This is a genomic window from Cryobacterium sp. Sr3 (assembly GCF_004402835.1).
Classification (GTDB): Bacteria; Actinomycetota; Actinomycetes; order Actinomycetales; family Microbacteriaceae; genus Cryobacterium; species Cryobacterium sandaracinum.
The window spans coordinates 35,928-61,997 of the sequence record NZ_SOFA01000026.1 but is presented as its reverse complement, the minus strand read 5'-3'; the positions used below and the strand labels follow the sequence as shown (position 1 = coordinate 61,997).

The 26,070-nt window shown below is 67.4% G+C and carries 27 protein-coding genes; 12 read left to right on the top strand and 15 right to left on the bottom strand.

All coding sequences use genetic code 11. The features are described 5' to 3' along the window. Positions 1-11: 11 nt before the first annotated feature. Positions 12-665, top strand: coding sequence for a CHRD domain-containing protein (locus E3N94_RS07290; protein ID WP_134570011.1), 654 nt, complete (start codon positions 12-14; stop codon positions 663-665). A gap of 226 nt (positions 666-891) precedes the next feature. Here the strand turns inward: E3N94_RS07290 and E3N94_RS16520 are convergent, their stop codons facing one another. Then, positions 892-1,041 (bottom strand): hypothetical protein, encoded by a 150-nt coding sequence (locus tag E3N94_RS16520; protein WP_166784961.1) that lies wholly within the window; start codon positions 1,039-1,041, stop codon positions 892-894. A 395-nt stretch (positions 1,042-1,436) separates the two neighbouring features. Between E3N94_RS16520 and E3N94_RS07285 the strand changes: the two genes are divergently transcribed. Further along, entirely contained in the window at positions 1,437-2,252 is an 816-nt protein-coding gene (locus E3N94_RS07285) for an alpha/beta hydrolase (RefSeq protein ID WP_134374798.1), read from the top strand. Between the two features lie 192 nt (positions 2,253-2,444). After that, on the top strand, positions 2,445-5,030 hold the full coding sequence (locus tag E3N94_RS07280) for a hypothetical protein (protein WP_134570010.1): 2,586 nt from the start codon (positions 2,445-2,447) through the stop codon (positions 5,028-5,030). A 9-nt stretch (positions 5,031-5,039) separates the two neighbouring features. On the opposite strand, the gene E3N94_RS07275 is transcribed toward E3N94_RS07280, so the two are convergent. Next, the gene (locus tag E3N94_RS07275) at positions 5,040-5,858 is read right to left on the bottom strand and encodes a GntR family transcriptional regulator (protein ID WP_104100074.1); all 819 of its coding nucleotides are present in this window, start codon (positions 5,856-5,858) and stop codon (positions 5,040-5,042) included. Positions 5,859-5,972: 114 nt separating this feature from the next. Here E3N94_RS07275 and E3N94_RS07270 point away from each other — a divergent pair, with 114 nt between their 5' ends. From E3N94_RS07270 to E3N94_RS07260, 3 genes are all read left to right on the top strand, one after another. Beyond that, on the top strand, positions 5,973-7,367 hold the full coding sequence (locus E3N94_RS07270) for an MFS transporter (RefSeq protein ID WP_134570009.1): 1,395 nt from the start codon (positions 5,973-5,975) through the stop codon (positions 7,365-7,367). Positions 7,368-7,423: 56 nt separating this feature from the next. Continuing rightward, complete coding sequence (locus E3N94_RS07265) at positions 7,424-8,554, top strand: nucleoside hydrolase (RefSeq protein WP_134419826.1); 1,131 nt, start codon at positions 7,424-7,426, stop codon at positions 8,552-8,554. 105 nt (positions 8,555-8,659) lie between these two features. Beyond that, entirely contained in the window at positions 8,660-10,330 is a 1,671-nt protein-coding gene (locus E3N94_RS07260) for an ABC-F family ATP-binding cassette domain-containing protein (protein WP_134570008.1), read from the top strand. 429 nt (positions 10,331-10,759) lie between these two features. Here the strand turns inward: E3N94_RS07260 and E3N94_RS16515 are convergent, their stop codons facing one another. The 5 genes from E3N94_RS16515 to E3N94_RS07240 all read right to left on the bottom strand — a co-directional run bounded on the left by E3N94_RS16515 (position 10,760) and on the right by E3N94_RS07240 (position 13,957). Next, positions 10,760-10,906, bottom strand: coding sequence for a hypothetical protein (locus E3N94_RS16515; protein ID WP_158250227.1), 147 nt, complete (start codon positions 10,904-10,906; stop codon positions 10,760-10,762). A gap of 116 nt (positions 10,907-11,022) precedes the next feature. Beyond that, positions 11,023-11,667 (bottom strand): hypothetical protein, encoded by a 645-nt coding sequence (locus tag E3N94_RS07255; protein ID WP_104100071.1) that lies wholly within the window; start codon positions 11,665-11,667, stop codon positions 11,023-11,025. A gap of 277 nt (positions 11,668-11,944) precedes the next feature. Next, positions 11,945-12,658: a GAF and ANTAR domain-containing protein gene (locus E3N94_RS07250; RefSeq protein WP_104100070.1), complete on the bottom strand. Its 714-nt coding sequence runs from the start codon at positions 12,656-12,658 to the stop codon at positions 11,945-11,947. After that, entirely contained in the window at positions 12,651-13,370 is a 720-nt protein-coding gene (locus tag E3N94_RS07245; protein ID WP_104100069.1) for a GAF and ANTAR domain-containing protein, read from the bottom strand. Before E3N94_RS07245 ends, E3N94_RS07250 begins: the two co-directional genes overlap by 8 nt. Positions 13,371-13,462: 92 nt before the next feature. Then, positions 13,463-13,957: a MarR family transcriptional regulator gene (locus E3N94_RS07240; protein WP_104100068.1), complete on the bottom strand. Its 495-nt coding sequence runs from the start codon at positions 13,955-13,957 to the stop codon at positions 13,463-13,465. Positions 13,958-14,178: 221 nt separating this feature from the next. Here E3N94_RS07240 and E3N94_RS16510 point away from each other — a divergent pair, with 221 nt between their 5' ends. From E3N94_RS16510 to E3N94_RS16500, 3 genes are all read left to right on the top strand, one after another. Continuing rightward, on the top strand, positions 14,179-14,439 hold the full coding sequence (locus E3N94_RS16510; protein WP_158250226.1) for a hypothetical protein: 261 nt from the start codon (positions 14,179-14,181) through the stop codon (positions 14,437-14,439). Between the two features lie 227 nt (positions 14,440-14,666). Then, positions 14,667-15,398: a glycosyltransferase family 2 protein gene (locus tag E3N94_RS16505; protein WP_166790077.1), complete on the top strand. Its 732-nt coding sequence runs from the start codon at positions 14,667-14,669 to the stop codon at positions 15,396-15,398. Further along, positions 15,395-15,577, top strand: a complete 183-nt coding sequence (locus E3N94_RS16500; RefSeq protein ID WP_166790076.1) for a hypothetical protein — start codon at positions 15,395-15,397, stop codon at positions 15,575-15,577. The genes E3N94_RS16505 and E3N94_RS16500 overlap by 4 nt, the downstream gene beginning before the upstream one ends. 21 nt (positions 15,578-15,598) lie before the next feature. On the opposite strand, the gene E3N94_RS07225 is transcribed toward E3N94_RS16500, so the two are convergent. Continuing rightward, positions 15,599-16,129, bottom strand: a complete 531-nt coding sequence (locus tag E3N94_RS07225; RefSeq protein ID WP_104100065.1) for a pyridoxamine 5'-phosphate oxidase family protein — start codon at positions 16,127-16,129, stop codon at positions 15,599-15,601. Positions 16,130-16,203: 74 nt separating this feature from the next. Between E3N94_RS07225 and E3N94_RS07220 the strand changes: the two genes are divergently transcribed. Further along, a complete protein-coding gene (locus tag E3N94_RS07220; protein WP_134570005.1) occupies positions 16,204-17,097 on the top strand; it encodes an NAD-dependent epimerase/dehydratase family protein in 894 nt (297 codons plus the stop codon). Between the two features lie 59 nt (positions 17,098-17,156). On the opposite strand, the gene rbsD is transcribed toward E3N94_RS07220, so the two are convergent. The 6 genes from rbsD to E3N94_RS07190 form a co-directional block, all read right to left on the bottom strand. Continuing rightward, positions 17,157-17,540, bottom strand: a complete 384-nt coding sequence (rbsD, locus tag E3N94_RS07215) for a D-ribose pyranase (protein WP_104170697.1) — start codon at positions 17,538-17,540, stop codon at positions 17,157-17,159. After that, positions 17,537-18,460, bottom strand: a complete 924-nt coding sequence (locus tag E3N94_RS07210) for a ribokinase (RefSeq protein WP_134343182.1) — start codon at positions 18,458-18,460, stop codon at positions 17,537-17,539. The genes rbsD and E3N94_RS07210 overlap by 4 nt, the downstream gene beginning before the upstream one ends. Beyond that, positions 18,457-19,401 (bottom strand): substrate-binding domain-containing protein, encoded by a 945-nt coding sequence (locus tag E3N94_RS07205; protein WP_104100061.1) that lies wholly within the window; start codon positions 19,399-19,401, stop codon positions 18,457-18,459. Before E3N94_RS07205 ends, E3N94_RS07210 begins: the two co-directional genes overlap by 4 nt. Positions 19,402-19,475: 74 nt before the next feature. Further along, positions 19,476-20,447, bottom strand: coding sequence for an ABC transporter permease (locus tag E3N94_RS07200; protein WP_104100060.1), 972 nt, complete (start codon positions 20,445-20,447; stop codon positions 19,476-19,478). Positions 20,448-20,457: 10 nt separating this feature from the next. Continuing rightward, a complete protein-coding gene (locus E3N94_RS07195; protein ID WP_134343183.1) occupies positions 20,458-21,972 on the bottom strand; it encodes a sugar ABC transporter ATP-binding protein in 1,515 nt (504 codons plus the stop codon). Between the two features lies 1 nt (position 21,973). Then, positions 21,974-23,038: a LacI family DNA-binding transcriptional regulator gene (locus tag E3N94_RS07190; RefSeq protein ID WP_104100058.1), complete on the bottom strand. Its 1,065-nt coding sequence runs from the start codon at positions 23,036-23,038 to the stop codon at positions 21,974-21,976. 1,054 nt (positions 23,039-24,092) lie between these two features. On the opposite strand from E3N94_RS07190, the gene E3N94_RS07185 reads away from it, so the two are divergent. Together E3N94_RS07185 and E3N94_RS07180 are read left to right on the top strand one after the other, a co-directional pair. Continuing rightward, positions 24,093-24,575 carry a DUF222 domain-containing protein gene (locus E3N94_RS07185; protein ID WP_134570004.1) on the top strand — a complete coding sequence of 161 codons (483 nt, stop codon included), beginning with the start codon at positions 24,093-24,095 and terminating at the stop codon, positions 24,573-24,575. Next, the gene (locus E3N94_RS07180; RefSeq protein WP_206750950.1) at positions 24,566-25,066 is read left to right on the top strand and encodes a hypothetical protein; all 501 of its coding nucleotides are present in this window, start codon (positions 24,566-24,568) and stop codon (positions 25,064-25,066) included. Before E3N94_RS07185 ends, E3N94_RS07180 begins: the two co-directional genes overlap by 10 nt. Before the next feature lie 104 nt (positions 25,067-25,170). Here E3N94_RS07180 and E3N94_RS07175 read toward each other — a convergent pair whose 3' ends face one another. Next, positions 25,171-26,007 carry an SDR family NAD(P)-dependent oxidoreductase gene (locus E3N94_RS07175; RefSeq protein WP_104100056.1) on the bottom strand — a complete coding sequence of 279 codons (837 nt, stop codon included), beginning with the start codon at positions 26,005-26,007 and terminating at the stop codon, positions 25,171-25,173. Between the last annotated feature and the right edge of the window lie 63 nt (positions 26,008-26,070).

Here is a 26,070-nt window from a genome sequence, read left to right as displayed (position 1 = left end):
CGACTGTTGCGTTGTTCGCCGCAGCCGTACTCGGGTCCGGAGCAGCTCAAGCGCAGACCACGCAATCCGAACGCAGCCCCAAAACGGTGACGTTGACCGCGAACCTCAAGGAACTCAACGGCTCCGGGGCATCCGGAACTGCAACCGCGACAGTTCGCAACCAGAAGATCAAGCACATTGAAGTGCACGCCTCCGGGCTGACGCCAGATGCCCCGCACGCTCAGCACATTCACTACGGCAACCAGGCGATGATGGAGTGCCCCACCATCGCACTGGACAGCAACGGTGATGGCCGCCTGAACACCGTGGAAGGGATTCCCGCCTACGGACCGGTCGTCGTCTCACTGACGACGACAGGGGATACCTCACCGGCCAGCTTCCTGGACGTCACCCGTTTCCCGGTGTCTGAGAGCGGCAGCTACCACTACAGCCGCGACAATCTCCACATCACCAAGGTGGCGGGAACCGGATACCCCGGCCCCAACGAAACAGGAACGGCGAAAGAGATCGCTGATTCCATCCGCGAGGGCGAAGGCGTCGTCGTGATCCATGGCGTCGACTACAACGGCAACGGCGAGTATGACTTCAGCCAGGGTCCAAGCGAGCTCGACCCGAACCTGCCTGCAGAAGCAACGGATCCGGCCGCCTGCGGCATCCTGGAATAGACAACACCCTCAGAACAACTCTGGGTTGAAAGAGCCTATGGCCCATCCTGCCGGATGGGCCATAGGCTTGCCGAAATCACCCTCGCAAGGAGAATGGTAATGAGATACCGGGAACGGCGGGGTCTGTCGGGCGCGCGTTCGTGAGCGAACCGGCCAGGGTCATCCGGCTGGTCTCGAGGACAGCAGAAAGGCACCCGGTAAGGGCCCGGCGACCGTACAGTTCGTCTCAGCTGTGGGACACGTATCGACCCTCGGTCAGGTCTGACCGAACGCTGCTCACGTACTCATTCGGTGCGAGGATGCGGCCGCTTGATTCGGTCACGTAGGTACCGACAGGAAGGACCCGGTTGGTGGTGGTCGTGATGTACGCGTTCATGGTGTTCCTCGTATATTTCGGCCACGCGAAGCGAGCAGGAGTTCGCGGGGCAACCGGGACACAAGAGTCCTCGGACTTGCCCGCTCAGTCCCGGCGCAGATGACGGGGCATTGATGGGGGCGTCGCGCAACTCTGGGGCGAGCGCCATGAGGTTGATCCGCTGGTCCCAGGTCGTGGGTCCAATTCATGGGGCCACGTCGTGGCCCAGGGCGGCAGACAACCAACTAATCGATCGGTGTCGATATATCGAGTGTGACTCTTGCCCCGATGGATGTCAATTTGTCCACCTGCACACCCGTCACTCGGGTTGGGGTCGCCGGCATTCAACGGTCACAGATTCGTGCGCTAACGGTAATTCCCTTGCCGCGGCGCCCGCCGCACGCCTACGCTGAATCATGCCTCACCTCACCGTTCCGGGCGCGTCGCTCCACTACGAAACGGCCGGCCACGTTTCGTCACCGGCACTCCTCTTGATGCATGCCGGCATCGCCAATCTGCGCATGTGGGACCCGCAGATCGACGCGCTGGCTGCCGGCCACTTCGTCATCCGTTTCGATAGCCGCGGATGCGGCCAGACGACCACCGAGAACGTGGAGTTCTCGCCGCGCGCGGACGCCCTCGCGGTTCTCGACCACCTCGGGGTGGCGTCGGCCACGCTGATCGGGTGCTCTCGCGGAGGCGGGATCGCCATCGACCTGGCCACGGAGAGCCCCGACCGCGTGGACGGCCTGGTGACCGTGGGAGCCGGGCCCAGCGGGTTCCCCGAAGTTGAACTGACCGATCTCGAGGACGCCCGGTTCGACGAACTGGATGCCGCATTCGACGCCCAGGACTGGCACCGTCTGGCGCGCCTCGAGGTGGCGCTCTGGGCGTTCGGCCCACTGCGCACCGAGGCCGACCTCGACCCCGAATTCGTGGCCACGGCCTACGCGCTGGGCCGTGTCAACGCCGCGCATGCGGAAGAGTCCCCGACGCCGATTCCGCTCGAGCCGCCCGCTTTCAACCAGGTCAGCGACATCGAGGTACCCGCGTTCGTCTCGGTCGGTGAGTTCGACATCACTCCGCATCTCGCCGAATATGAGTATGTCCTGTCGACGCTCCCTGACGTCACCGGCTTCACCTTCCGCGATACCGCCCACCTGCCGAGCGTCGAACGGCCGGCGGATTTCAATCGGGTGCTCGTGGATTGGCTGGCGGAGCACCGGCTCTAGTCCGGCGCGGCCGGGGCGCACGAAGGCCGCGCCGGCCGGGGCATCCTCCTGACCGGGGCCGCCCTGCTCACGCTCGTCGCCGCCGTCGTCACGCCGTGGGCCCTGACGCTGGCGGCCTCACCCTCTGAAACGGCCCTCATCGTCGACGGCCTGCGCGCCCTCGCACTCGCGACCGCCCTGCTGCAGCTCGCGGTGTCATTCCCCGCGGGCCGCATCCTCACCGACACCGAGCGCCGCTGGGCGTTCTGGGCACTGCTGGCCCCGACTGTGGCGGCCGTCGCCCTGCCGGTCACCGGTCTCGCGGAGACCCTACCGGCCGGCGTTCGCGCCGCGCTGCTGCTGGGCTCCCCCACCTTGGCGGTCGTGCCCACGGTGATCCTGCTCGGCGCCATCGGAATCTGGCTGCGGCTGCACGTCTACTCCGGCACCGCACGGATCGAGCGTGTCGTGGCCCTCGGCGCAGCCGCGCCAACGCTGCTCGCGCTGATCTGGTCCGTGCGGCAGACGACGGATGCCCCCGCGCCCGTCGACGGCATCGCCGTCGCGACCGCGGCATTACTCGTCTGCGCCCTCGGCCTCGTACTCGACACGGTGGGGGCACGTGACACGACCTCGAACACCCAAGGGCGGACGGACCGGCTCGCCCTCGAGGCCGGCGCGGGCCTGATTCTGGTTCCCGGCACTCTCCTGACTCTCGCCGCCGGGAGCCCCCTCGCCTGGCTCGTGCTGCTGCTGGTCGGCGCGACCGCCCTCGTCACGGCGATCGCCCCGGACGGGCTCTTCGGCTCCCGGTCACCGCGACGCCATCTTGGCTGGCTCGCCCTGCTGCTCGGCACGGCCGGCCTCTGGGTCGGGCTGAACCGCGTCGGCACCGAGGCCCCTGAGCCGTACGTGCTCCCGGTCGCCGGCATGCTGCTGGTCCTGGCCGTGCTGATCCGCCGGTTCGGCCGCATTCCTCGGGCTGCAGCGGCAAGCCCGGCCGCGGCGCTGCTCACCCTGGCCGGCCTGCTCGTGGCGATCGTGCCGCTGGCGCTCGCCTCGGCCTCCGGCTCGCCCGCGCGTCCGATCGTCATGGCCGCGGCGTGCGGCGTGCTGCTGCTGGGCTCTGCCGTCGCGCGCTGGGGGCCATCACGATCGGCGTACCTTGCCGCCGCCTGGACGAGCGGAGCAATCGGGCTCCTGGTGACCAGCATCGTGCAGCTGATGCGCGTGCTCGGCGCACCCGGCGCACCCGATGCGCGGCTCGAATGCTGGTTGTTCCCGCTCGCTGCCGCGGCGGCGGGGGCGTTCCTGATCGGCGCCCGCACCGACCCAGCGACCCTCCGTCCGCGCACCATCGCGAGCATCACGCTGCTCGTGCTGGCGCTGGCGACCGTGACGACGGCCGAGATTGCCGCATTCACCGGGGCCGATATGACCGATGACGCCGCCGTGACCGCGGTGCGTGCATCCGTTCTCGTGCTCGCCCTCGGGGTCGTGCACGTGCTGGCCGCGTGGCGGCTGCGCGCGCCCTTGACCATGGCCGTCGGCTGGGTTGCGGCGGGGCTGGCCGGGTTCGCCCTGATGAGCGCCGTGGGGACGCAAGCCACCGAACCGTTCGAGTTCGTGACCGTGCCGCTCGGCCTCGCTATCGTCGTCGGCCAGGTGCTCGCCGGGCGCGCGCGACCGGCCGACACCGAGGCGCCGGTCGCCGTGCGGGCCCGCTGGATCACGGCCGGACTGGCCCTGCTGCCCGGCGCGGTGGTCGGCGGCACGGGCGATCTCCTCCGCCCCGTGCTGGCCCTGACCATCGGCGGTGCGTTCGCCGTCAGCGGGGCGCTCCTCCTGGTCCGGCCGCGCTGGGCATCCCTCGCCTGGCCGGCCCTCGGCATCGGCGCGCTCACGGTTGTGCTCACGGTTGTGCTCACGGCCGCATCCCGCATCCAGCCGCTGCTCGAGCTCGCACCGAACGGCCCCGACACCCGGCTCGAGGCATGGCTGCTGCCCTCGGCGCTGATCCTGGCGGCCGTCGGCACAGGTCTCGTCACCGTCACCCGGCGCACCGATGAGGGTACCGGCCCGGGCCGCAGCGAAGCGACGGATGCCCCCGCGCTGCGCCTCGGTTACGTCCTGTTGGTCCTGGCGACCGTCGGGGTTCTCGCGGCCGAGGTGGCCGCACTCGGCTACGAGCCGCTGGCGACCATCCGGGTGATCCTGCTCGTCTGGACTTTCTCCGCGCTGCACCTGGCGGCGTTCTGGTACGACGACAGCCGACTGGGCCGGATGGTCGCCTGGGTGGCGATCGGGGCTGGCGGCGGCGCCGTGGTCGCCGGGTCCGCGTACGCGGCGCCGGCCACGGTGGAGATCGTGAGCGTTCCACTGGCCATCGCCCTGCTGGCCACCGGTTGGTTGCACCTCGACGTCACGCCGGCCGCGCGCAGCCGGCGCTGGCTTGCTCCCGGGCTGCTCGTGCTGCTCGTGCTGCTCGTTCCGTCGGTGCTGCTCGACATCACCGAGAGCCCGCTCTGGCGGGTGGTGGGCCTCGGCCTCGTTGCCACCGTGGTGATCGTGGTCGGTGCCGTGCGCAAGTTGCAGGCTCCGTTCGTGATCGGCGCGATCGTGCTGATGCTGCACGCGGTGGCGCAGCTCTGGCCCTGGATCTCGCTGGCCCACGGCGCGGTGACGTGGTGGCTGTGGCTGGGCGTGGGCGGCGTCATCCTGATCGTGCTCGCGGCCCGCTACGAGCAGCGGATCGCGAACTTCAAGGCGATCTCGATGACTATCTCGGCGCTGCGGTAGCAGCCCGGCTCAGGACTGCACCGCGTGGCTGATCGTCAGCTGCACGAAGTCGGTGTTGATCAGGGCCTTCGAGAGATAGAACGGGCGCCCGTCGTGGTCGAGAGTCTGGGTGAGGATGAGCACCGGGCTGCTGGCCGGCAGCCCGAGCAGCTTGCCGCGTGTGGCACCGGGAACACCGAGCGTGATGTCGGTTTCGCCGGGCCCGAAGATCGGACCGAGCACCGCGATCAGCGCGGCGAGCGCACTGTGTCCCGCAGCTCCCGCGTCACCCTGGGCGTTCGCGTCGACGCCTGCCTCGGACACGGCCGCCACCGCCGCCTCGCCGAGCCGGCTCAGGCGGTCTCCCGGCACATGCTCCTGGATCAGGGCGATGGGTGCACCCTCCCGGGTGATGACGCTCTCGAGAAACCATGAGGCCTCGTCGGTGCGGATGCCGATGGCGTCCGCAGTGAACGCGGGCGACGCGGACTGCAGCGCAGTCTGGGTGCGGCGAACGTGCACGGTCGGTCCGGTCTCGCTGAGAAGCTCCTCGATCGGACGGATCTTCTGCAGCCCGAGGTGAGGCAGCCGGTCGGCGACGAAGCGCCCGATGCCCCGGCGCGAGCGCACGAAGCGGTCCTCCTCGAGAAGCATGAGGGCCTCCCGCACGACCGTGCGGCTGACGCCCATCGCCGTGCCGAGCTCGGACTCCGATGGGAGCAGGGAGGCGATCGGCAGGGATCCGTTGCGGATCGCCTCGGTGATGCGCGAGTACACCGCCACCCGCAGCGGCAGACTTCCATTGGTCTCGAGCGGACCTGCCAGGGCCGCCTCCGTGCGTCGATCCATTCGTTCTCCCCTGGTCGGTGAGTCGAGCCTATCGTGTGATCTTACGCACTTGTATAACAAGCATGTACACTGAGCGTGTCGACCTTGTGTTTGCTCCAATGAAGGAGTCGTGTCATGCTCGTGCTTTCCTCCGAAGCCGCTCCCGTAATGGGGCGCGCCCGCGCTCCCCGGGCTCCCGGAGTGTTGATCGGCACGCTGGTCCTGGCGATCCTGACGTTCCAGCTGAATGCCACCCTCCTCTCCGCCGCCTTGCCAGCCGTCGGCGCCCAGTTGGGCGAGAGCATGCAGGATGTCGCCCGGGTGCAGTCGGTGTTCTTCCTTTCCGGCGCCGTTTTCGGCATGGTCTTTTCCCGCTGGAGCGATTTCCTCGGCCGCAAGCGCAGCCTCGTGATCGTACTGACGCTGCTGCTGATCGGCACCGTCATCTGCGCCCTCGCACCGAGCCTCCCACTGCTGCTGCTCGGCCGGGTGCTGCAGGGCGCGTCCAACGCCACCTTCACGATCTCCTTCCTCCTACTCTCGGAGCGCCTGAACAGCCGCCTGTTCGGCATCTCGGTCGGCATTATCACCTCGGTCAACGGCGGCCTGTTCGGCGTCGACGGCTTTCTCGGCGGCTACGTGACCGACACCATCGGCTGGCGGTTCCTCTTCGTGTTCACCCTCGGCCTCGGGCTGGTCGCAATCAGTTGCGTCGCACTCTTCATTCCGCAGGATGATCCGCGCACCCAGGACGGGTCAATGGACTGGCGGGGTGCCGGCATCCTGTCCCTGTTTCTAGTGCTGCTCACGAGCCTGATCTCGCAGGCGTCGTCGTCAGGCTGGGCCGACCCGCTCACGCTCAGTTACCTCGTCGGGGCGGTCGTCAGCACGGTCGTCTTCGTGCTCGTTGAGAGGCGCACCCGACGGCCGCTCATTCCCATCCACGCGCTGCGTTCCCGCCGGGTGTGGCCGCTCCTGCTGTCCACGGTGCTCACCCTGGCCGGGGTCTTCTCCGCGCTCAACTTCACCGTGGTCTTGCTCAGCCAGAACAATCAGGTGGGTTACGGGCTCTCCGCCTCGATGTCGGCGCTGCTCTACCTCACCCCGACCGCGTTCGTCGGCGTCACCGCGGCGATCTTCTCCGGCTGGATCGCCGTGCGGATCGGTTGGATCACCGCGCTGCGGCTGAGCAGCGGCGTCATCACCCTGATCACGGTCGGCCTGGCCGTGTTCGCGATAGACCGCTGGCTGGTTTTCAGCCTGCTCATCGTGATGGGCGTCTTCTACCTCGGCCTGTTCCAGAGTTCGGTCAACGGCGTCTCCGTGCTCAACTCGCCGCCCGAGGCCCGCGGGGCCCTGCCCGGCCTGAACGGCGCCTGCTTCGGCATCGGCATCGGCATCGGCATCGCCCTCGTCGCCCCGGTCGTGGCCGCGGGCACGGTCGCCGGCTTCCAGACGGCCCTGTGGATCTCCGCGGGTCTCACCCTGGCATCCTTCCTGGCCTCCCTGATTCTGCGCCCCGCCGCATGAACTCCCGCACCGCTTCTGAACCCCTGAACCAGCACCATGAGAACGGATGGTCAACGATGACTCCCACGACGGCTCCCCACCCCCGCCCGATCTACCTCGACTGCGACACCGGGATCGACGATGCGATGGCGCTTGCGTTCTTGCTGGCGACACCGGGCATCCGTCTGGTCGGGATCGGCACGGTGAGCGGATGCGTCAACCCGGCCGTCGCCGCGGTGAACACCCTGAGCCTGCTCGCTACCGCCGGGCGTGACGATATCCCGGTCGCGGTCGGCGTCTGGGAGCCCGTCAGCGGGATCTCCCGGCGCGGGACCGCCCACATGCACGGCCGCAACGGGATCGGGGACGTGCTGCTGCCCCGCTCGCGGCGGCACCCAGTCGACGACAGCGCCACGGAGCTGCTGATCCGGCTGGCGCACGAGTATCCCGGCGAACTGGAGGTCATCGCGGTCGGCCCGCTGACGAACCTGGCCGAGGCCCTCTACCTCGACCCGGAACTTCCCCGGCTCGTGCGTCGCGTCACCATCATGGGCGGCGCCGTCTTCGCGCCCGGCAACGTCGGCAAATTCGCCGAGGGCAACATCGCCGCCGACCCCACGGCCGCCGCGGACGTCTTCGCGGCCAGCTGGCCGGTGACCGTGGTCCCGCTCGACGCGACGGCGCCGCACACCTTCGACGAGACCCACCGGCGGGCACTCGCCTCGGCCTCGGGGCTGACCCAGCAGGCACTGGCCGCCATGCTCGGCACCTGCCTGACGCAGTGCGGCACGCAGTTCAGCACGCGGCGTTTCGCCCTGCATACCTCCATCGCCGCGGCCTTCGCAACCGGCGCTCTTGAGGCCGAGCGGGCGCCGACCCTGCGCATCTGCGTGGACATGAGCGCCGGCCCGCGCCACGGCCAGACCCACTTCGCCAAGGTGGAGGCGGCGGCCGGGGGGCCAGTCACCGCGGGGCCTGCCGGGCAGAATCCGCACGAGGCCCGGGTCGTGCTGTCCATCCGGCGAAACGCCGCGACGCTGCTCCTGGAACGAATCCTCACCCTCGCACCCGCTGCGACTTCGGCTCAGGCTTTCGTGCCGGCTGCCGCTGAGGCCGTTGTTGTTCCGGGTCAGGCTCAGGCTCCGTCCGGAGCCCGAGCACAGGCGCCCGCTCGGACCCGTAGGCAGGCGGAACCGGTACCAGCCTGAGCCGCCGTCTGCATCCGTCGGCATCCGTCGAGCCGCTCTTCTTGAAGACTTTCGCAACACGCCGTGACGCGCGCAACCGCAGTGCCAGTCTGAGAAAATAGACGAATGACCGCAACACTCGTGGCCAAGGGCCTGACCGGCGGGTACGCGCACCGCACACTCTTTGATTCCCTCGACCTCACCGTCGCGCCCGGCGACGTCGTGGGTGTCGTCGGCGTGAACGGATCGGGCAAGTCCACGCTGTTGAGCTTGCTTGCGGGCCTGTCCGAACCGCAGTCCGGCACCGTCAGCCTCGCCCCGGCCGACGCCTTCGTCGGCTGCCTGCCGCAGGAGCACGAGCGTGTGCCCGGTGAGACCGTGGCCGGTTACATCGCCCGGCGCACCGGCTGCGCCCAGGCGACCCTCGAGATGGACGACGCGGCATCCACTCTCGGCGATGCATCACCGAGCCCGCGACCCGACGGCCTCGACCCGGCCGACGCGTACTCGGCCGCCCTCGAGCGCTGGCTGGCCAGCGGCGCCGCCGATCTCGATGAACGGATGCCCGTGGTGCTCGCCAGCCTCGGTCTCACTTTCGGCACCGAACTCGCCGAGCACACCCTGATGACGTCTCTGTCCGGCGGGCAGGCCGCGCGGGTCGGACTGGCCGCCCTTCTGCTGTCGCGCTTCGACATCGTTCTGCTCGACGAACCCACCAACGACCTCGACCTCGACGGCCTGGAACGCCTGGAGTCCTTCGTCACCGGCCTCCGCGGCGGCGTCGTGCTCGTCAGCCACGACCGTGAGTTCTTGGCGCGCTGCGTGACGCGCGTGCTCGAACTCGACCTCATCCAGGGGGCGAACCGGGTCTTCGGCGGCGGCTACGACTCCTACCTGGAGGAGCGCGAAACGTCCCGCCGGCACAAGCGCGAACACTACGACGAGTTTGCCGAGAAGAAGGCCGACCTCGTGGGCCGGGCCCGCACCCAACGCGAATGGTCAAGCCAGGGCGTGCGGAACGCCATGAAGAAGGCACCCGACAACGACAAGATCCGACGCAAGGCATCCGCCGAGTCCAGCGAGAAGCAGGCGCAGAAGGTGCGGCAGCTGGAGAGCCGCATCGCGCGCCTCGAGGAGGTCGACGAGCCGCGCAAGGAGTGGCAGCTCGACTTTACGATCGGGTCCGCGCCCCGCTCGAGTTCGGTGGTGTCCACGCTGAGCAACGCGGTGCTCCGCCAGGGCGATTTCACCCTCGGCCCGGTGTCGCTGCAGGTCAACGCGGGTGAGCGCATCGGCATCACCGGGCCGAACGGGGCCGGCAAGTCCACGCTGCTGCGCGCGCTGTTGGGGCATCAGGTTCCGGATGCCGGCACGGCCAGCCTCGGTGCCAGCGTCAGCATTGGCGAAATCGACCAGGCTCGGGCTCAACTCGATGGCACCCGGCACCTCGCCACCAGCTTTGAGGAACTCGTGCCCGATCTGTCCACGGCCGAGGTGCGCACCCTGCTCGCAAAATTCGGCCTCAAGGCCGACCACGTCAACCGTCCGGCCGCGGACCTCTCCCCCGGCGAGCGCACCCGTGCCGGCCTGGCGCTGCTGCAGGCGCACGGCATCAATCTACTGGTGCTCGACGAGCCCACCAACCACCTCGACCTGGCCGCCATCGAGCAGCTCGAGCAGGCCCTCGAGTCCTACGAGGGCACGCTGCTGCTGGTCACCCACGACCGACGGATGCTGGCCAACGTGCACACGGACCGGCACTGGCGGGTGGACAACGGCCAGGTGACCGAGGCGTAGGTGAGCGGACCCTATTCGATTGGTGGAGTCGCTCCCGGAAAGTCAGAGCTGACTGCACCGAGTGGACGCGGCTGAGCCCAGGCGGAGCGTCGTGTCCGGTGTTGAACCAATTCGACGGAGAATCTGCCGGAAAACTGCAATTTCAGGCTCTATGTGGGCGATTTGGGCAGAATCTCCGTCGAATTCGTTCGAGGAAAGTCACTGCCAGACCTCGCGGACAACCGCCGCGAACCCAAATCCACGATCCCTCACGGCTGTCAGGCCCCTCGCATCAAGGACTCAGTAGCCGTCGGCCGGTCCTACCGGGGTGGTGCCGGCGATGCTCCAGTGCCGACCGCTGTCGACTGTCTCAGCTTCTTCCCAGTTTTCGTCACCGTCAGCGGCGTCTGCCAGGTGCAGGGCCGGTGGTCGCGGCGCAGACGGATTTCTTCAGTATCCCGGGCGGGTACTGCCGACGTTCTTCGGCCGGCGGCGCGACGAGCGAACCTTCTGCATCGCGGCCTTCCCCTGCGGGCTGCGCAGGTACTTGGTGACCACGGTCAGGATTACGGGGATGTACTTCAGCAGGCGCGCCATGGCGGTCTCATTTCTGTTTAAAATTTTGGGTACGAGAGTGCGGTAGCGGGTGGGCAGACCTGCGCCCGCCCAGCCGCCCGGTGCAGGTGTCGGATATGAGTGTTAGGTGCTGGCCGTCAGCGGCCGAGTGCTTCGCGGTCGACGCGGCGGTGGAACCGCATGCCGGCGAGTCCGCCGACGATTGCGCCGATGAGGCTGATCAGGACGATGACGATCGCGGTGATGATGCTGCCTGCCGTGAGACCGTCCGGATTGAGCGGGATGCTGGGCAAGCTGTTCAGGTTCCCCAGAACGTTGAGTTCACCGCCGGCAATGACCCCGAGGATCCCGGCGACGGCAGCGATCACGATCGCCCAGACCCAGACCGCGATTCCCTGCTTGATTCCGTTGAAGCGGGCCATCCGACCGGCGACGTAGCCGCCGCAGAAATATGACACGAAGACCACAACCGCGAGCACAATCGCTCCGACCAGTGCCATGGTGCCGGCGTTCTCGGCAGCAGTTCCGGCAGCTTGGTCTGTGGAATCGGCCCCGCCCAGGCCGACTGCGGCTCCGACCGCAGCGAACAGGGCGGTGAGGATCACCGCGGTCCCGGTGGCGGTGAGCCAGCCGAAGAAAGCCGATCCCCACTTGATCCCGCCGAAGCGGGCCTCGTCGCGGCCGACGGCCTTATCACGGTCGGCGACCTCGTGGCGGTTGGTCGCCCCATCGCCCGCGGATACCGCAGCATCGGAGCCGTGGTCGTCGATGTTTCGATTCATGTTTAAACCGGATGAGTCGTATGTTGCCATGTTGATATCTCCTCTACTGATACAGATATGAACCTCAGAGAGTCAGGACGACTTCGCTCAGCCGCGTCACAGGAGAATCGATGGAGTGGACGCGATCGGAGCGTGTCCCGCCGAGACAGAATCTGTCTTCAGCGAGAATCTCTTAATATGTAGTCGTATTTCAGAGGGTGTTCGTCACAGAAATCAAGCAGGGAATTTCGCGCTCCTGGAGGATTCAGGCGCTCTGAGAGGCGCGGGGGTCTCCCGCCTAGATGACAAGGGTCTGGTCGACCAGCCCCTGAGCAACCTGGGACAACAACAAGTGGTTACTGCGAGCGTGATTCCTCAGCAACGCGAATGCGTCCTCCATCGAGACTCCGCGGGAATGCGAGATCACGCCTTTGGCTTGCTCGATGAGGACTCGGGAGTTCAACGCAATCGTCAATTGCTCCCGCACCGAGTTGCTTTCTCGGAGCGTGCGTTCCTGCAGAATCCCGATCGTGGCCACATCGGCCAACGCCTGGGCCGCGCGCACATCCTGTTGACGCAGGGCGCCGGGAACAGTGGACAACAAGTTGAGGGCGCCGATGGTAGTCTCACGCAGCCGCAACGGAATCGCATGGACCGCAGCGAAACCCTGCTCCCTGGCACTGTCCCGAAACCGCCGCCACGCGAGCGGGCTGTCCTCCACGTCCGGCAGGGACACGACCGACCCGGTAATGAAACACTCGACACACGGGCCCGCCCGAGCGCTCAGTTGCATCACCTCGACAAGCCTGCTGGCTTCGCTGGTGGAAGCGACAACTTCGAGCTCTCCGTTTTCGTCGGCCAAGAGAATACCTGCCGCCGCAATATCGAAGAGCCCGGCGCAACTCTCCACCAGTGTCTGGAGGAGCTCCACCACGTCATAACCGGCAACCAGGGTGTCAGCTAGGGTCGCGAACGTTTCGATCAGGCGGTCTTCTCTCGTTTCATCAATCATGAGACCCTTCGATCTGGTTTTCATTCACCGCAAAAGTCAATCGCCGGTCGATGATCTCCTCCGCGATCTCCTGCACAGATCGGCCGACGGCGAAGGCATGGCCCTGGATGATCAGACGGGCGTCCAGGGCAGAAATCCCCAGTTGGGCCAGCACCATGCCTGTGGCCTGATGCACCTCACGTCGGGAGAATTGTTTGCGCGTGTCGGTTTCACCCTTAATGTCGCTCTGGGACAGCCGGATGGCACGGGCGAGAACGAGCCGGCTGACGACGGTCGCGAGGGCTGCAGTGTGCTGGATATTCAGATCACTGAGATGACTGGGCCGACTCGTGTACAGGTCGATCGCCCCGATGCGCAACGGCCCCAACGACAAAGGAAAAGCAAAAAGCGCGCCCAGATCATCGGCGATGATTGCCTCCGAGAACGCCGGCCAAACCCGGTTCGGTCGTTCGCGAATGTTCGGCTCGAAGACCGGCGCCCCGGTTTCTAGAGCATCCCAACTCGGACCCTCGCCCAGATCGAATTGCAGCTCGTCCAGCCGCATCGATTGGGCGTCGCTCGCCGAGATTGTCTCATCAGGGAGAAAGTCACCGAACGTCGAGATTGACACGCCATCCACTGGCAGTACCCCCAGGAACGGCTCGAACAGACGGGACTCGCTGCCTGTCAAAGCGGACAATGCCTTTTCGGCAACCGCGAATTGATCACGCATGGCAATCCCTCCTGCGATTCTCGCTGCTGCTCCTTTTCAAACGTGGCCAAGTCATTTTCCGAACGTACCCCGCCACGTCCGAAACGGGAGGCTCAAGAAGCCTTCACGACCGATATTTGAGTTCCAGCAAGTCTTTCTTCCAGGTCGTAGCCGAGCGCCGCAGCGATATTCAGCAGCTGCGCCTCGAGCAGCTCCTGTTCAGCACACGACATTTTCCTCTGAGCTTCGCCGATCCGTGCACGAAAATCACCGTAGATGCTATCCATCAGCGTCTCGCCCGTCGCAGTCAGCTCCAGGAACAGGCTCCGCCGGTCATTCGGGTTGGCAACTCGGCGCACGACATCCCGGGCGACCAACCGGTCAGAGATCGCGCTGACCGCACCCATCGAGAGATCCGTGGAACCGGCCAAAATCTTCGGTGTCACCCGGCCCGCTTCCGAAATTCGAAAAAGAACCCGTATCTCAGAACCCGTGAAGCCATCCTTCGCCGCCATCCCGGCACGCGTCTTGTCCAGCGCTCGAAGCAGAACGACCACCGCAGCAGCAACACCCTCGAGAACCTGGACGGAGCCACTTTCCTTGAACATGGTTTCCTCCCGACATCAACGAAAAGTACTCAGCTGGATCTGCGGCACATTTCCGCCTCCACCCTATCGACGACGTGCATCATCTTCCAACATAAAATAGTTTGAAATTCAAACTGATCGCTATATATTACTCTCCGACGCCAATTCTTAGGGCATCGTCCGATCTCTGCTGAACCACCACGTGGCGCTTCAGGGTCCGCTGAGAGACAGGGTCTATTTCCATGAACGAGTACCGTCTGACCGTGAATGGCGACCGTTACGTTGTCGACACCGACGATGACCTGGCAGCATGGAAAACCTCCGTGGCCGACGCGGTGCAGCGCGGTGGAGGATTCATCAATGTGATCAATTCCGCCGGGTTCTTGACTACGCTTCTGATCACCCCGAACTCGACCGTCACGCTGCAACAAGTCCGCTCCCAACGACCGGAGCCCTGGACCCAGCTTCTCGCCGAGGAGGCCTTCACCTACGAGGACTTCTAGCTCTCCGAACTGGTGTCTTCGGCAACTCCTCAGCGGGCCCGTCGCGGCGTACGTTTGTAGTAACAACCCGGGGGACAGATGCCGCAGCCGTGAGTCACACAGCCCGCACCTGGGGCTCACATGCCCGCGCTCCAACCGCGCCGGCACCGCCGGCATCGCCGACAGCGTGCACTGAGCCCGCTGCCCTCCACCGGACGCCCGGGCGCCGGCTCTGCCTCTCCGTCGCCGTGAAGTTCTGGCTGTCCGTTCTGTTCGCGCTCAGCTGGACCGACGCATCCGTTTGGATCTCGCTGCCGTGGATCCAGGACCTGACCCGCCTGACCGGCGAACCGGCGGCGTGGATCATCGTCTCCCTGGTGGCATTCCTGCCTGGCTTCGTGGTGGCGTTTCTGAGCCTGTCGCTCCTGCTGGATCGCCAGCCGCCGTTCCGGGTCCCCGATCCGGTCACCCCCCTGACCATCATCGTGGCCGCCCGAAACGAGCAGGACGGTCTCCGGGAGGCGATCCGCTGCATCGGCGGGAGCGATTACGCCGGCGAGGTGACGGTGATCCTCGCCGACAGCGGCTCCGATGACGCTACGGCGCGGTTCGCCAACGTCGCCGCCATCGAATCCGACGTGGACCTGCTGGTCGTGCGGCAACCTGTCCCCGGCAAGTCGAACGCGCTGAACTCCGCACTGACCCACGTGACCACGCCCTATCTGATCACGGTCGACGCGGACACGCTGCTGCACCGGAAGGCCCCGCGCCACCTGATCTCCCGGCTTGAATCCGCCCCGGCAGACACTGTTGCCGTGGCCGGCGCGGTTCTCGTGCGCAACTCCCGCATCAACCTGCCCACCCGCATGCAGGAGTGGACGGGCTGTTCTGGGTGCCCGGCCTCGTGCTGTTCGCCGTCTTCGGCAACACGGCCGTGGTCTCGATCTGGGCGCTGGCCGTGCTTCCGATCACCCTGGTGACCTACGGAAGTCTGCGCATGTTCCAGAGCCGCCGGGTCTTCGGTCCGCTCGGTCTGGAAATGCGACGCAACCGGTTCGGCTACCTGGCCTATCTGCTCGGCGACCAGGTGCTGTGTTCCTACGCGTCACTGGTCGGCTATGTGCGGTTCCTCACCGGGTCCGCCCGCCGTTGGAAGTAGTCCCCCTCAGCCCGAGCGCGCTCAGCCCTCGGCGGGAATCAGGTAGCGGTGGCGCACGTGCCGGCGGCCGGGGTCGGCCTGCCAGAATTCGACCTCGACCGGGCGCAGGGCGTACAGCTGCCAGGTGGGGTTCTCTGATCCGTCGGCGCCGGGCCGTTCGGACCAGTCGGCCGCCGAGGCATCCGTCGACAACTCGGCGACCGGGCCGACCACGCGCACCTGGCGGCCCAGCGCCGACCAGAAGAAATTCATCGCGGCCAACGGATGCTCCGTCAGCTCCCGGCCCTTGCGCGACGCCCGCGAGGTGGCGAAGTGCCAGCCCTCGGCGTCGAGATTCTTGAGGATGAGCATGCGCGACGACGGCATGCCCTCGGCGCCGACGGTCGCCAGGCTGAAGGCGTGCGGCTGGGAAACCCCGGCCGCGAGGGCCTCATCAAGCCACGACCGGAACAGTACAGCCGGGTCGAGTGGCGCCGACGCCGGGTCGAAAATCGGCAGATCGACGGGAAAATCCGGCAGGGAACGCAGCATGCTGCGGAATGATTCGCTCACCCACCGAGCCTACTGCGTCGACTGTCAGCGTTCAGAGAGTGCCGCTAGCGTTGGAAGCAGACAAGAGGAGCGAGATGAAGGTACTCATTGCAGGATGCGGGGACCTCGGCACGGAGGTGGGCCTGCGTTTCGCGGCGCTCGGGCACCGGGTGGTGGGGTTGCGCCGCAACGCGGCCGTTCTCCCCGCCGGTATCGAGGGCCAGTCCGTCGACCTCAGCGCGCACAAGCCGGTCGTGCCGGCCGACACCGAGATCGTGATCGTGGCGATCGCCGCGGGCAACCCCAGCCCCGCGGTCTACCGGGCGGCCTACGTGGACGGTCTGCAGAACCTCCTCGACGCGCTCGACGAGGCCGACGTCACGCCCCGCCGCGTGCTGCTGGTGTCGTCGACCGCCGTCTACGACGTGTCCGACGAGAGCTGGGTCGACGAGCAGACGCCGGCCAACCCGCGGCCGGGCACCGACGCCATTCTGCTCGAGGCCGAACGGATGCTGCACGCCCGCATCCCCGCGGCTGTCGTCTTCCGCCTGTCGGGCATCTACGGCCCCGGCCGGGAGCGCCTGATCACCCAGGTGCGGAGCGGCCGCACCACCGCGTCGGCCTCGGCCCGCCACACGAACCGCATCCACCGGGATGATGCCGCGGCCGCGATCGTGCACCTGATGCTGCGGGAGGAAGCACCGGCGACCCTCTATCTCGGCGTCGACAGCGCGCCGGTGCGCGGCGGTGAGGTGCTGGCGTTCCTTGCCGAGGAGCTTGGACTGCCGGCCCCTAAGCCTGAGGCACCCGGCGCTCCCGGCACAACGACTGCCGCGCCCACTCGGCCCGTCCCGCGGGACAGCCAGCGCGGAGGCGACAAACGCCTCCGCAACCATCTGCTGCTGGGCACGGGTTTCACGTTCAGCTATCCGACCTACCGCGAGGGCTACCGGGCCGTGCTGGCCGGCCGGGGCATCCGTCACCCGTAGCTCAACCGGGTTCGGTGTGAACCAATTCGTTCGGGAACGAGACGCCTAGAACGAGACGTCTAGAACGAGACGCCGCAGACCAGCGCCGCGTTCGCGAACGGCGTCGCCTCCCCCGAACGGATGAATAGCTTCGCCGAGGCCGACAGGTCCTTCAACTCGGCGTGGCTGATGTACTCGATCGCGTCGAACCGGTCGGCCAGCCAGACCCCGGCGGGGGCGGTTTTTGCCTCCTCCGCGGCCACGCAGCGCTGGAACACCATCTCCTCGAGCAGGGCGTCAAGCACCTGCTCGAAGCGCGGCACACCATGCACAAGCGCCAGGTCGATCACGGGAACGCCGGCCGGGATCGGCATGCCGCAGTCCGCGAGGAGAACGACATCCGTGTGCCCGAGGCGGGCCAGGGCGCCGGAGAGGTCGGCGTTCAGGATGCCGCGGCGCTTCATGCGCGTACCAGCGGCAGCTCGTCGGCCAGGGAGGGATACGACGTCTGCGTGCCGCGCGACTGCACTGCGAAGGCACCCACGCGCACGGCCCGGCGCACGGACTCGGACAGGCTCGACCCGGCCGCGAGCTGCGCGCTGAGGGCGCCGACGAATGCGTCGCCGGCGCCCGAGCTGTCCACGGCAACGACCCGTGGCGACGCCAGACTGTGGGTACCGTCCCGGTCGGCGCAGATCGCGCCCTTCGCACCGCGGGTGAGCACGACCGAGGGAACGCCCCAGTCGAGGAGCCGGGCGACGAGCTCGGCGTCCTCGGTGGGGATGACCATTTTCGGGGCGAGCTGCGCGAGCACGAGGGCAGCCTCGTGCTCGTTGACGACCAGCGGGTCGGCCCGACGGATGCTCGCGGCATCCAGTTCGATCACGGGCGCCAGGTTCAGCACCACCCGGCCGGTGGCCAGCCGCATTGCCGCCACGATGCCCTCCGCGGGAATCTCACCCTGAAGCACCACCACGGCGGCCTCCGCGATGACGGTCGCGCTGGCCTCAACGGCCTCCGCGCCCAGCAGTGCGTTGGCGCCGGGGATGATCACGATGGTGTTTTCGCCGTCGGCGGCGACCGTGACGAGTGCCAGGCCGGTCGGGCCGTCCACCGCGCGCACATTCGACAAGTTCACTCCGGAGCGGGTCAGGATCGCAGTCGCGACCTCGGCCTGCGGATCCCGGCCGACCAGGCCGACCATAATCACCGCGGCGCCCAGCTGAGCGGCCGCGACGGCCTGGTTGGCTCCTTTTCCTCCGGGGAGGAACTCCATCGACGTTCCGATGAGGGTCTCACCGGGCAGCGGGTGGCGTTCGATGGTGATCAGCTGGTCGACGTTGATCGACCCGACGACGACGACCGTGCTGGCGGAGTAACTCACTTGGCGAAGTCGCCGACATTCGTCTTCGTGACGGAGACGACCTCGACCGGAACGGTCTTCTCGATCGTGTCGCCGGCGATGGCCTTGATGGCCAGTTCAACGGCGAGCTTGCCGAGTTCGGCCGGCTGCTGAGCGATGGTGGCAACCAGGGTGCCTGCCTCGATGGCGGCGAGTCCGTCTGCCGTGCCGTCGAAGCCGACGACCGCGACCTCGGTGCCGGCCCGCGACCCGAGCGCCTGGATGGCGCCGAGCGCCATTTCATCGTTCTCAGCGAAGAGTCCGGTCGCGCCGGGGTTGGCCTGCAGCAGGTTCGTGGTCACGTCGAGCGCGGCGGCGCGGTCGAAGTTGGCGGTCTGCTTGGCGACCACGGTGATGTTCGGGTAGGCCTTCATGCCCTCTTCGAAGCCCTGGCCGCGGTCACGGCTGGCCGAGGTGCCGGAGACACCCTGCAGGTGGATGACGCTGCCCGTTTCGCCCATGGCCTCGGCGAGGGCGTCGGCAGCCTGACGGCCACCGGCCACGTTGTCGCTGGCGACGAGTGAGTTCAGGTCGGCGCCGTTGACCGTGCGGTCGACCCCGATGACCGGAATACCCGCGCTGAGGAGGTCGTTCACGGCGGAGGAGGCGGCGTCGGAGTCCACCGGGTTCACGATGACGGCCTTGGTGCTGCCGGAGGCGGCGGTGGCGAGCTGATTGGCCTGCGTGGCCGAGTCGTTCTGGGCGTCGACGATGTTCAGCTGCACGCCGGCCTCGTCGGCGGCAGCCTGCGCGCCGTCGCGCAGTTCCACGAAGAACGGGTTGTTCAGGGTGGAGACGGCCAGCACGATCTTGGTGCCCGACGCCTCAGACCCGCCACCACGGCCGCAGGCCGTAGTGCCCACCAGAATCAGGGCGGCGGTGGCGGTCAGCGCCGCGATTTTGCGAAACGAGGAGGACTTCATTGTGTATTCCTTTGTGGTTATTGATGGGTGAGGAGAAAGGTAGAGGGGGTGACGGATGTCGGCCGCCGGCCTGGTCAGCTGCTGCGGGTCTTGCGGCGGAGCACGTCGACGCCCACGGCGAGGGCGATCACGAGTCCGATCACAACCTGCTGCCAGAACGACGTCACGTTGAGCAGGTTCAGGCCATTGCGGATGACGACGAGCACGAGGGCACCCACGAAAGTGCCTGAGATCTTGCCGAGGCCACCGGCGAGGGAGGCACCGCCGATCACGACGGCCGCGATAGCGTCGAGTTCGTAGCCGGCCGCGGCCTGCGGCTGCGCGGAGTCAAGGCGCCCGGCGAGCAGGAGCCCGGCAAGTGCGGCGAATAGTCCGGCCAGGGCGAAGACGGTGACCAGGATGCGCTTGACCGGCAGTCCCGACAGCCGGGCGGCTTCGGCGTTGCCGCCGACCGCGTACATCGAGCGGCCGATGACAGTCCGGTTGAGCAGGAAGGAAGCGGCCAGGGCGGCGAGCACAAGGATGATGATCGGCATCGGCACCGGGCCCAGGTTGCCGCCGAGGAAGGAGACCTCGGCCGGCGTCGAGATCGGACGGCCGTCGGAGATGACCAGGGTCAGTCCGCGGGCCACGCTGAGCATGGCGAGCGTGGCGATGAACGAGGGCAGCTTGCCGTAGGCGTTGGCCAAACCGTTGATGGTGCCGGCCAGGGCTCCGACGAACAGACCACCCAGGAGGGCGATCCAGCCGGGGAGGCCGGCGCTGGCGAACATCCAGCCCGACGACATGGCCGACAGGGCCGCCACGGCACCCACCGAGAGGTCGATCCCGCCGGCCACGATGACGAAGGTCATCCCGAAGGCCAGCACGGCCACCGTGGACACCTGGATGCCGATGTTGAGCAGGTTCTGCGCGGTCAGGAAGTCGGGAGTCGCGATGAACAGGGCGATGCAGAGAACGACGAGGCCGACGAGGGCGCCGTTGTTGGCGAGGAACTTCTTGTAGTCGAGACCGCGGCGCTTGAGCGGCAGGGTTGTGGTGGACATGGTGGTTTCCCTATCTCTGTTCGTACTTCTCGTCGACATCGCGGGCGGCGAGTGTCATGACTGCGTCTTGGGTGGCCTCGGCGGCGGTGAGCTCGCCGGCGATCCGGCCGTCGCGCATCACGAGGATGCGGTCGCTCATGCCGAGAATCTCGGGCAGTTCACTGGAGACCATCAGAATCGCTCCCCCGGCCGCCGTGATCGCGTTCATCAGTTCATAGATCTCGACCTTGGCGCCCACATCGACGCCGCGGGTGGGCTCGTCGAGGAGCAGCACCGTGGAGGCGGCGATGATCCAGCGGCCGAACACGGCTTTTTGCTGGTTGCCCCCGGAGAGTGCGCCGATCGACTGGTCGATGGTATGCATCCGGATGCGCAGTTTCATGGCCACCTCGGCGGCCCGGCTGCGTTGGCCGGCGAAGTCGACCAGACCCAGCTTCGCGGTGGCGGCGAGCGTGGCGTAGCCGAGGTTGTCGTTGACGGATGCGTCGAGCACCAGCCCCTGTCCCTTGCGGTCTTCGGGCACGTGCCCGATGCCCGCTGCGATTGCCGCCTGGATGCTGCCGTTCGGCAGCTGCCGGCCGCGCACGGCGACCGTGCCGGAGGTGTACCGGTCGGCGCCTGCGATCGCGCGGATCAGTTCGGTGCGCCCCGCGCCGACCAGCCCGGCGATGCCAAGCACCTCGCCCGCCTTGACGCTGAAGCTGATGTCGCTGAACGAGCCGGCCGAGGTGAGCTTGTCGACCGTGAGGATCTCGGTCGCCTGGCTCACGTCGCCGGCCGACCGCGGGAAATGGTCTTCGATGTTGCGGCCGACCATCAGCTTCACGAGGTCGTCTTCGGGGGTGGAGGCCGGCACCTCGGCGATGAACTCGCCGTCGCGCAGCACGGTCACGGTGTCGCCGACCTCGGCGATCTCGTCAAGGTGGTGGCTGATGAACAGCATGCCCACCCCACGGCGGCGCAGGTCGGTCATCACGGCGAACAGGCTCTCGGTCTCGTGGCGGGTCAGGGCCGCGGTGGGCTCGTCCAGGATCAGGATGCGGGCGTTGATGCTGAGCGCCTTGGCGATCTCGACCAGCTGCTGCCGGGCGATGCCGAGGTCGCCGACCAGGGTGTCCACGTCGACGTCGAGGCCGATCAGGGCGAGGGCGGCACGCGCCCGATTGCGCAGGGCGCTGCGGTCGACCAGGCCGTGCTTGGTGGGCATCCGCCCCAGCATCACGTTCTCGGCGATGCTCATGGTGGGAACGAGGTTCAGTTCCTGGTGGATCGTGGCGATGCCGAGTTCCTCGGCCGCGCGGGTGGTGGGCAGGGTGACTGTCTGCCCGTCCACCACGATGTGGCCGGCGTCCGGCTGGTACACCCCCGCCATCATCTTGATCAGGGTGGACTTGCCGGCGCCGTTCTCGCCAAGCAGCACCTGCACCTTGCCGGCGTAGACGCTGACGGTGACGTCTTTGATGACCGTCACCGGTCCGAAGGTCTTGCCCACGTTCTGCAGGGTGACCAGTGGTTGTTGACTCATGTCAGTTCTTCCTCGGGCTCGGCCCGGATGCGGGTGAAACGGCTGCGGGTGAATCGGGCACTCCTGAGATGGGCGCCGAGGACGACGCCCGGATGATCAGTTCGCTGGGCAGCACCACCGACTCGGGGGTGCCTCCGCCAATGACCTCGAGCAGCATCTTCACGGCGATCCGGCCCATGTCCTCGACACTGTGCGAGATGACGCTGAGCGCCGGGTCGAGCAGGGCGAACCACTCGATGTCGTCGAACGCGATCAAAGCCACGTCCCGGCCGATACGCAGCCCGCGCTTGTGAAGAATGGCGATCGCGCCCACGGCCATCGGGCTGTCGGCGGCGAGCAGGGCGGTGGGCGGCTGGCGCAGTTCGAGCAGCGCGTGCACGCCGGCCGAGCCACTGGCGGCCTGGAAGTCGCCGAAGTAGACCAAGTCGGGGTCCTGGCTGAGGCCGAACTCGGCCACCGCGCGAGTGAAGGCGGCGAACCGGTCCCGGCCGGTCGAAATGGCCTGCGGGCCCGAGATGTAGCCGATGCGGGTGTGGCCGGCCGCGGCCAGGTGTGCAACAGCCTGGCGGATGCCGGTTTCGCTGTCCGTGGTCACGCTCGGCACATCGAGGCCGTCCACGGTGCGGTCCACGAAGACGGTCGGGATCTTGCGTTCGATCAGCGAACGGATGCTGCCGCTGCCGTCCCCGAGCGGTGCCACGACGATGCCGTCCACTCGCCTGGAGATCAGGGTGTCCAGGTACCGGTCCTGCTGTTCCTTGCGTTCATTCGCGTTGCCGAGCAGCGTGACATAGCCGGCAGCCAGGGCGGCCTGTTCGACCGTGTGGGCGAGGTCGGCGAAGAAGGGGTTGCGCACATCCGACACCAGCAGGCCGATGGACTCGGTGTGGGTGCTGCGTAGGGCGCGGGCCTGGGCGTTGGGCCGGTAGTCGAGCTGGGCGGCCGCGGCGGCGACGCCGGCCCGAGCCGCGGGCGAGGTGGCCGGGCTGCCGGACAGGACCCGGGAGGCCGTGGCCACGGAGACGCCGGCCAGGGCGGCGACATCCTTGATCGTGATGGCAACCATCTCTCACCTCTTCGTGTTCGTGCGGGTACCGATGTAGTCGTGGAATCGTTTCCATGGAAACGATTTCATACTAGGTCCCCGCGAAGGCCGCTGTCAACGAGCCCGGAGAAACAGTGCAGCGAAGTAGCATGCCCGGTACGGCGCGAAGGAGACCATGGAGATTCAGCGAGATACCTACAGAGACGGCACCCTTCTGGGTCTGCTAGAACTCGGACGGATCCATCCGAAAGTCACAGACCTGCCGGTAGCGGACCTGTCGGCGGGGCGACCCGCGTCAGTCCTGGGCCTGGGCCTGTCTGCGCCTCGAAGTCGCGGCCCCGTCGGCGGTCAAGCCCGTCGAGAACCGGCGAGTCAGTCTTCAGGGCTCCCGTGCCACACCGCACCTCCCGGCACGCGTTCGGTAAAGCGGGCGCACGTGAGAGGCTCCGCCGCGGTCCCCAACCTGCGCCACGGTACCGAGCGTTGCTGCCGGTCAGGCCGCGGGCTCAGCGCTGACTCGGTGGCGCCGCGCGGCCAAACAGCCGGGCGGTTGAACAAAGATACGAAACTTTTATCCACAAAAGATGAGTGACACTCGACTACGTGTGCTCCTTAAGTTATCCTCATAACATGACGAACTCGCGGATGACCTCAGGCAGGCGGCCGACGCCGTCGCCCTGCTGGGCTCCTCGAGCGCCGACCTCGCGGCTCTTCCCGACGCCGAGGCTTTGGCCGGTCAGAAGCGGATCGCCTGCGCGCGGCGTCTGCTCGACACCTATGCCGCGTTGATGGCCGCAACCATCGCCCGCCGGTCCCGCCCGGAACTTGGCCACTCGGGGCTGGCCGCGCAGCAGGGGTTCCTCTCGCCCGAGGCCCTGATCCAGAACTGGACCGGCTCATCCAAAGGTGACGCCTACAAGCTCGTCGCGGTCGGCACGATGATGGCCGACACCGAGGCGGCCGACAAGCTGGTCGAAGAGGCACTCTCGACGCTCTCGACGCCCGACGCCCGACGCCCGACGCCGATGCTGTCGACGTCGCGGATGCTGTCGACGTCGCGGCGTTCACCGCGAGGGTGCCCTGGCAGGCGCCGGTCGCCCGGGGCGTCACCGCCGGCACGCTCTCGGTTGACGCGGCCGAGGCTATCCGGGCCGGGCTCGGCCAGATCGACGCGGCAGTCACCGCGGAGAAGCTCCGGGTGGCCCTCGCGGCGCTCCTCACCGAGGCACCGTCACTGAATGCCGACGAGGTCTTCAAACGGGCCCGCCGGATGCGCGACCGGCTCGATCAGGCCGGCATCACCGCCCGCGAGAAGCAGGCCCACGACGACCGCTACCTGAAGGTCTACCGGCTGAGCAATGGCAACGTGCGCCTGAACGGGCTGTTCGCGCCCGAAGACGGCGAGTTTGTGCTCTCCACCTTCGACTCGATCACGGGCCCGCGCCGCGGCGGAGTGCGCTTCGTCGACCCGGAACGCGCCGTCTGGGCCCAAAAAATGCAGGACGACCCGCGCAGCACCGAGCAGGTCAACGCGGACGCTGCCCGGCGGTGCGCGTGATCGTGACCGAGAAAGCCCTCACAGCCGAACCCGCGGCGCCGGGTCCCGTCGAACCCGCCGCTCACGGGCAGATCGAAGGCAACCCGGTCCCCATCTCGCAGGAAACCATCGACCGGTTGCTCTGCGACACCGGCACCCGCGGCATCAAATTCGACGACATCGGCCAAATCATCAACGTCGGCCGTGACGAACGACTCTTCACCGAGAAACAACGCGCCGCGATGGGAGTGCGCGACGGCGGATGCCGGTGGATCGACTGCGACAGATCACCAGCCTGGACCGAAGCCCACCACATCAACGACTGGCTCACCGACAGCGGAGACACCAACCTCGCCGACGAAGTACTGCTCTGCCACCCGCACCACCTACTGCTACACAACCAGCACTGGAAGATCACCCGCACCGGAACGCAACACTGGCTGCGGCCACCGGTGGAGAACGACCCGGAACAGACACTGATCGCACTGCCGAGCAAGCGGGTGGGGCTGTAGGGCGCGGCTCTCGTCCCGGGTCTTGACAGGCTCGACCAGCGTCGTGGGGGGCGGCGGCGGGGCGGGTCGCCGGGTCTCGACAGGCTCGACCACCGGGGCTCGGGTCAGGGGCGACCGGTGAATTTGTCCATGGAGCCGTAGACACCGAAGACCCGACCCGCGACGACGTCCCACAGGGGCAGCGGCAGCAGACCGCGGACCACCTTCGAGAGCACGACCGTCCACGGCATGGTGAGCATGGGCTTGCCCGCGAGCATCGCCTGCCAGACCCGTTCGACCACGTATTCCGGCGTCATCACCGGCGTCAGCAGCGGACCGCGGGCACCCTCGAACATCCCGGTCGAGATGTAGCTGGGGCAGACGGTCGTGACCTTCACGTGCCCGAACCGTTGCTGCTTGAGCTCCAGACGCAGCGAGTCGCCCCACCCGATCAGGGCCGCCTTCGACGCCGCATAGACGCTCATCCGAGGGTTCGAGAGCATCCCGGCCGCCGACGCGATGTTCACGATACGCGACGCACGACCGCGATTGGCCATCATCGCCGGGAGGAACTCCCGGGCGATGTACATCGGCGCGAGCGCGTTGATCTGCATGGTCGGCCGCGTGTCCGCGCCGTTGTCGTGCTCCCAGAAGAAGGCTCCGCGCACGATGCCGGCGTTGTTGATCACGATGTCCGGGTCGCCGACCTCCGTGCGCACCCGCTGGGCGGTCTGGGCGATCGCGCCGAGGTCGGCGATGTCCACGACATACGGGACAACGAGCGTGCCCTCGCCGGCCCGATCGCCGAGGATGCCGGCCGCACGGGTCAGCGCCCCGGCGTCCCGGTCCCAGAGGATCACGGCTTTCGCGCCCTCGGCGACGGCCCGCTCGGCATAGAGGCGGCCCATGCCGCTGGCGGCACCGGTAATGAGCACACGGGCTCCGGAAACGGTTCGAGTCATGGCCCCATCATCCCAAGAAGAAGCGCCGCGTGTTACGTCGGGTTGCGGCCGGCCCAGCAGCAT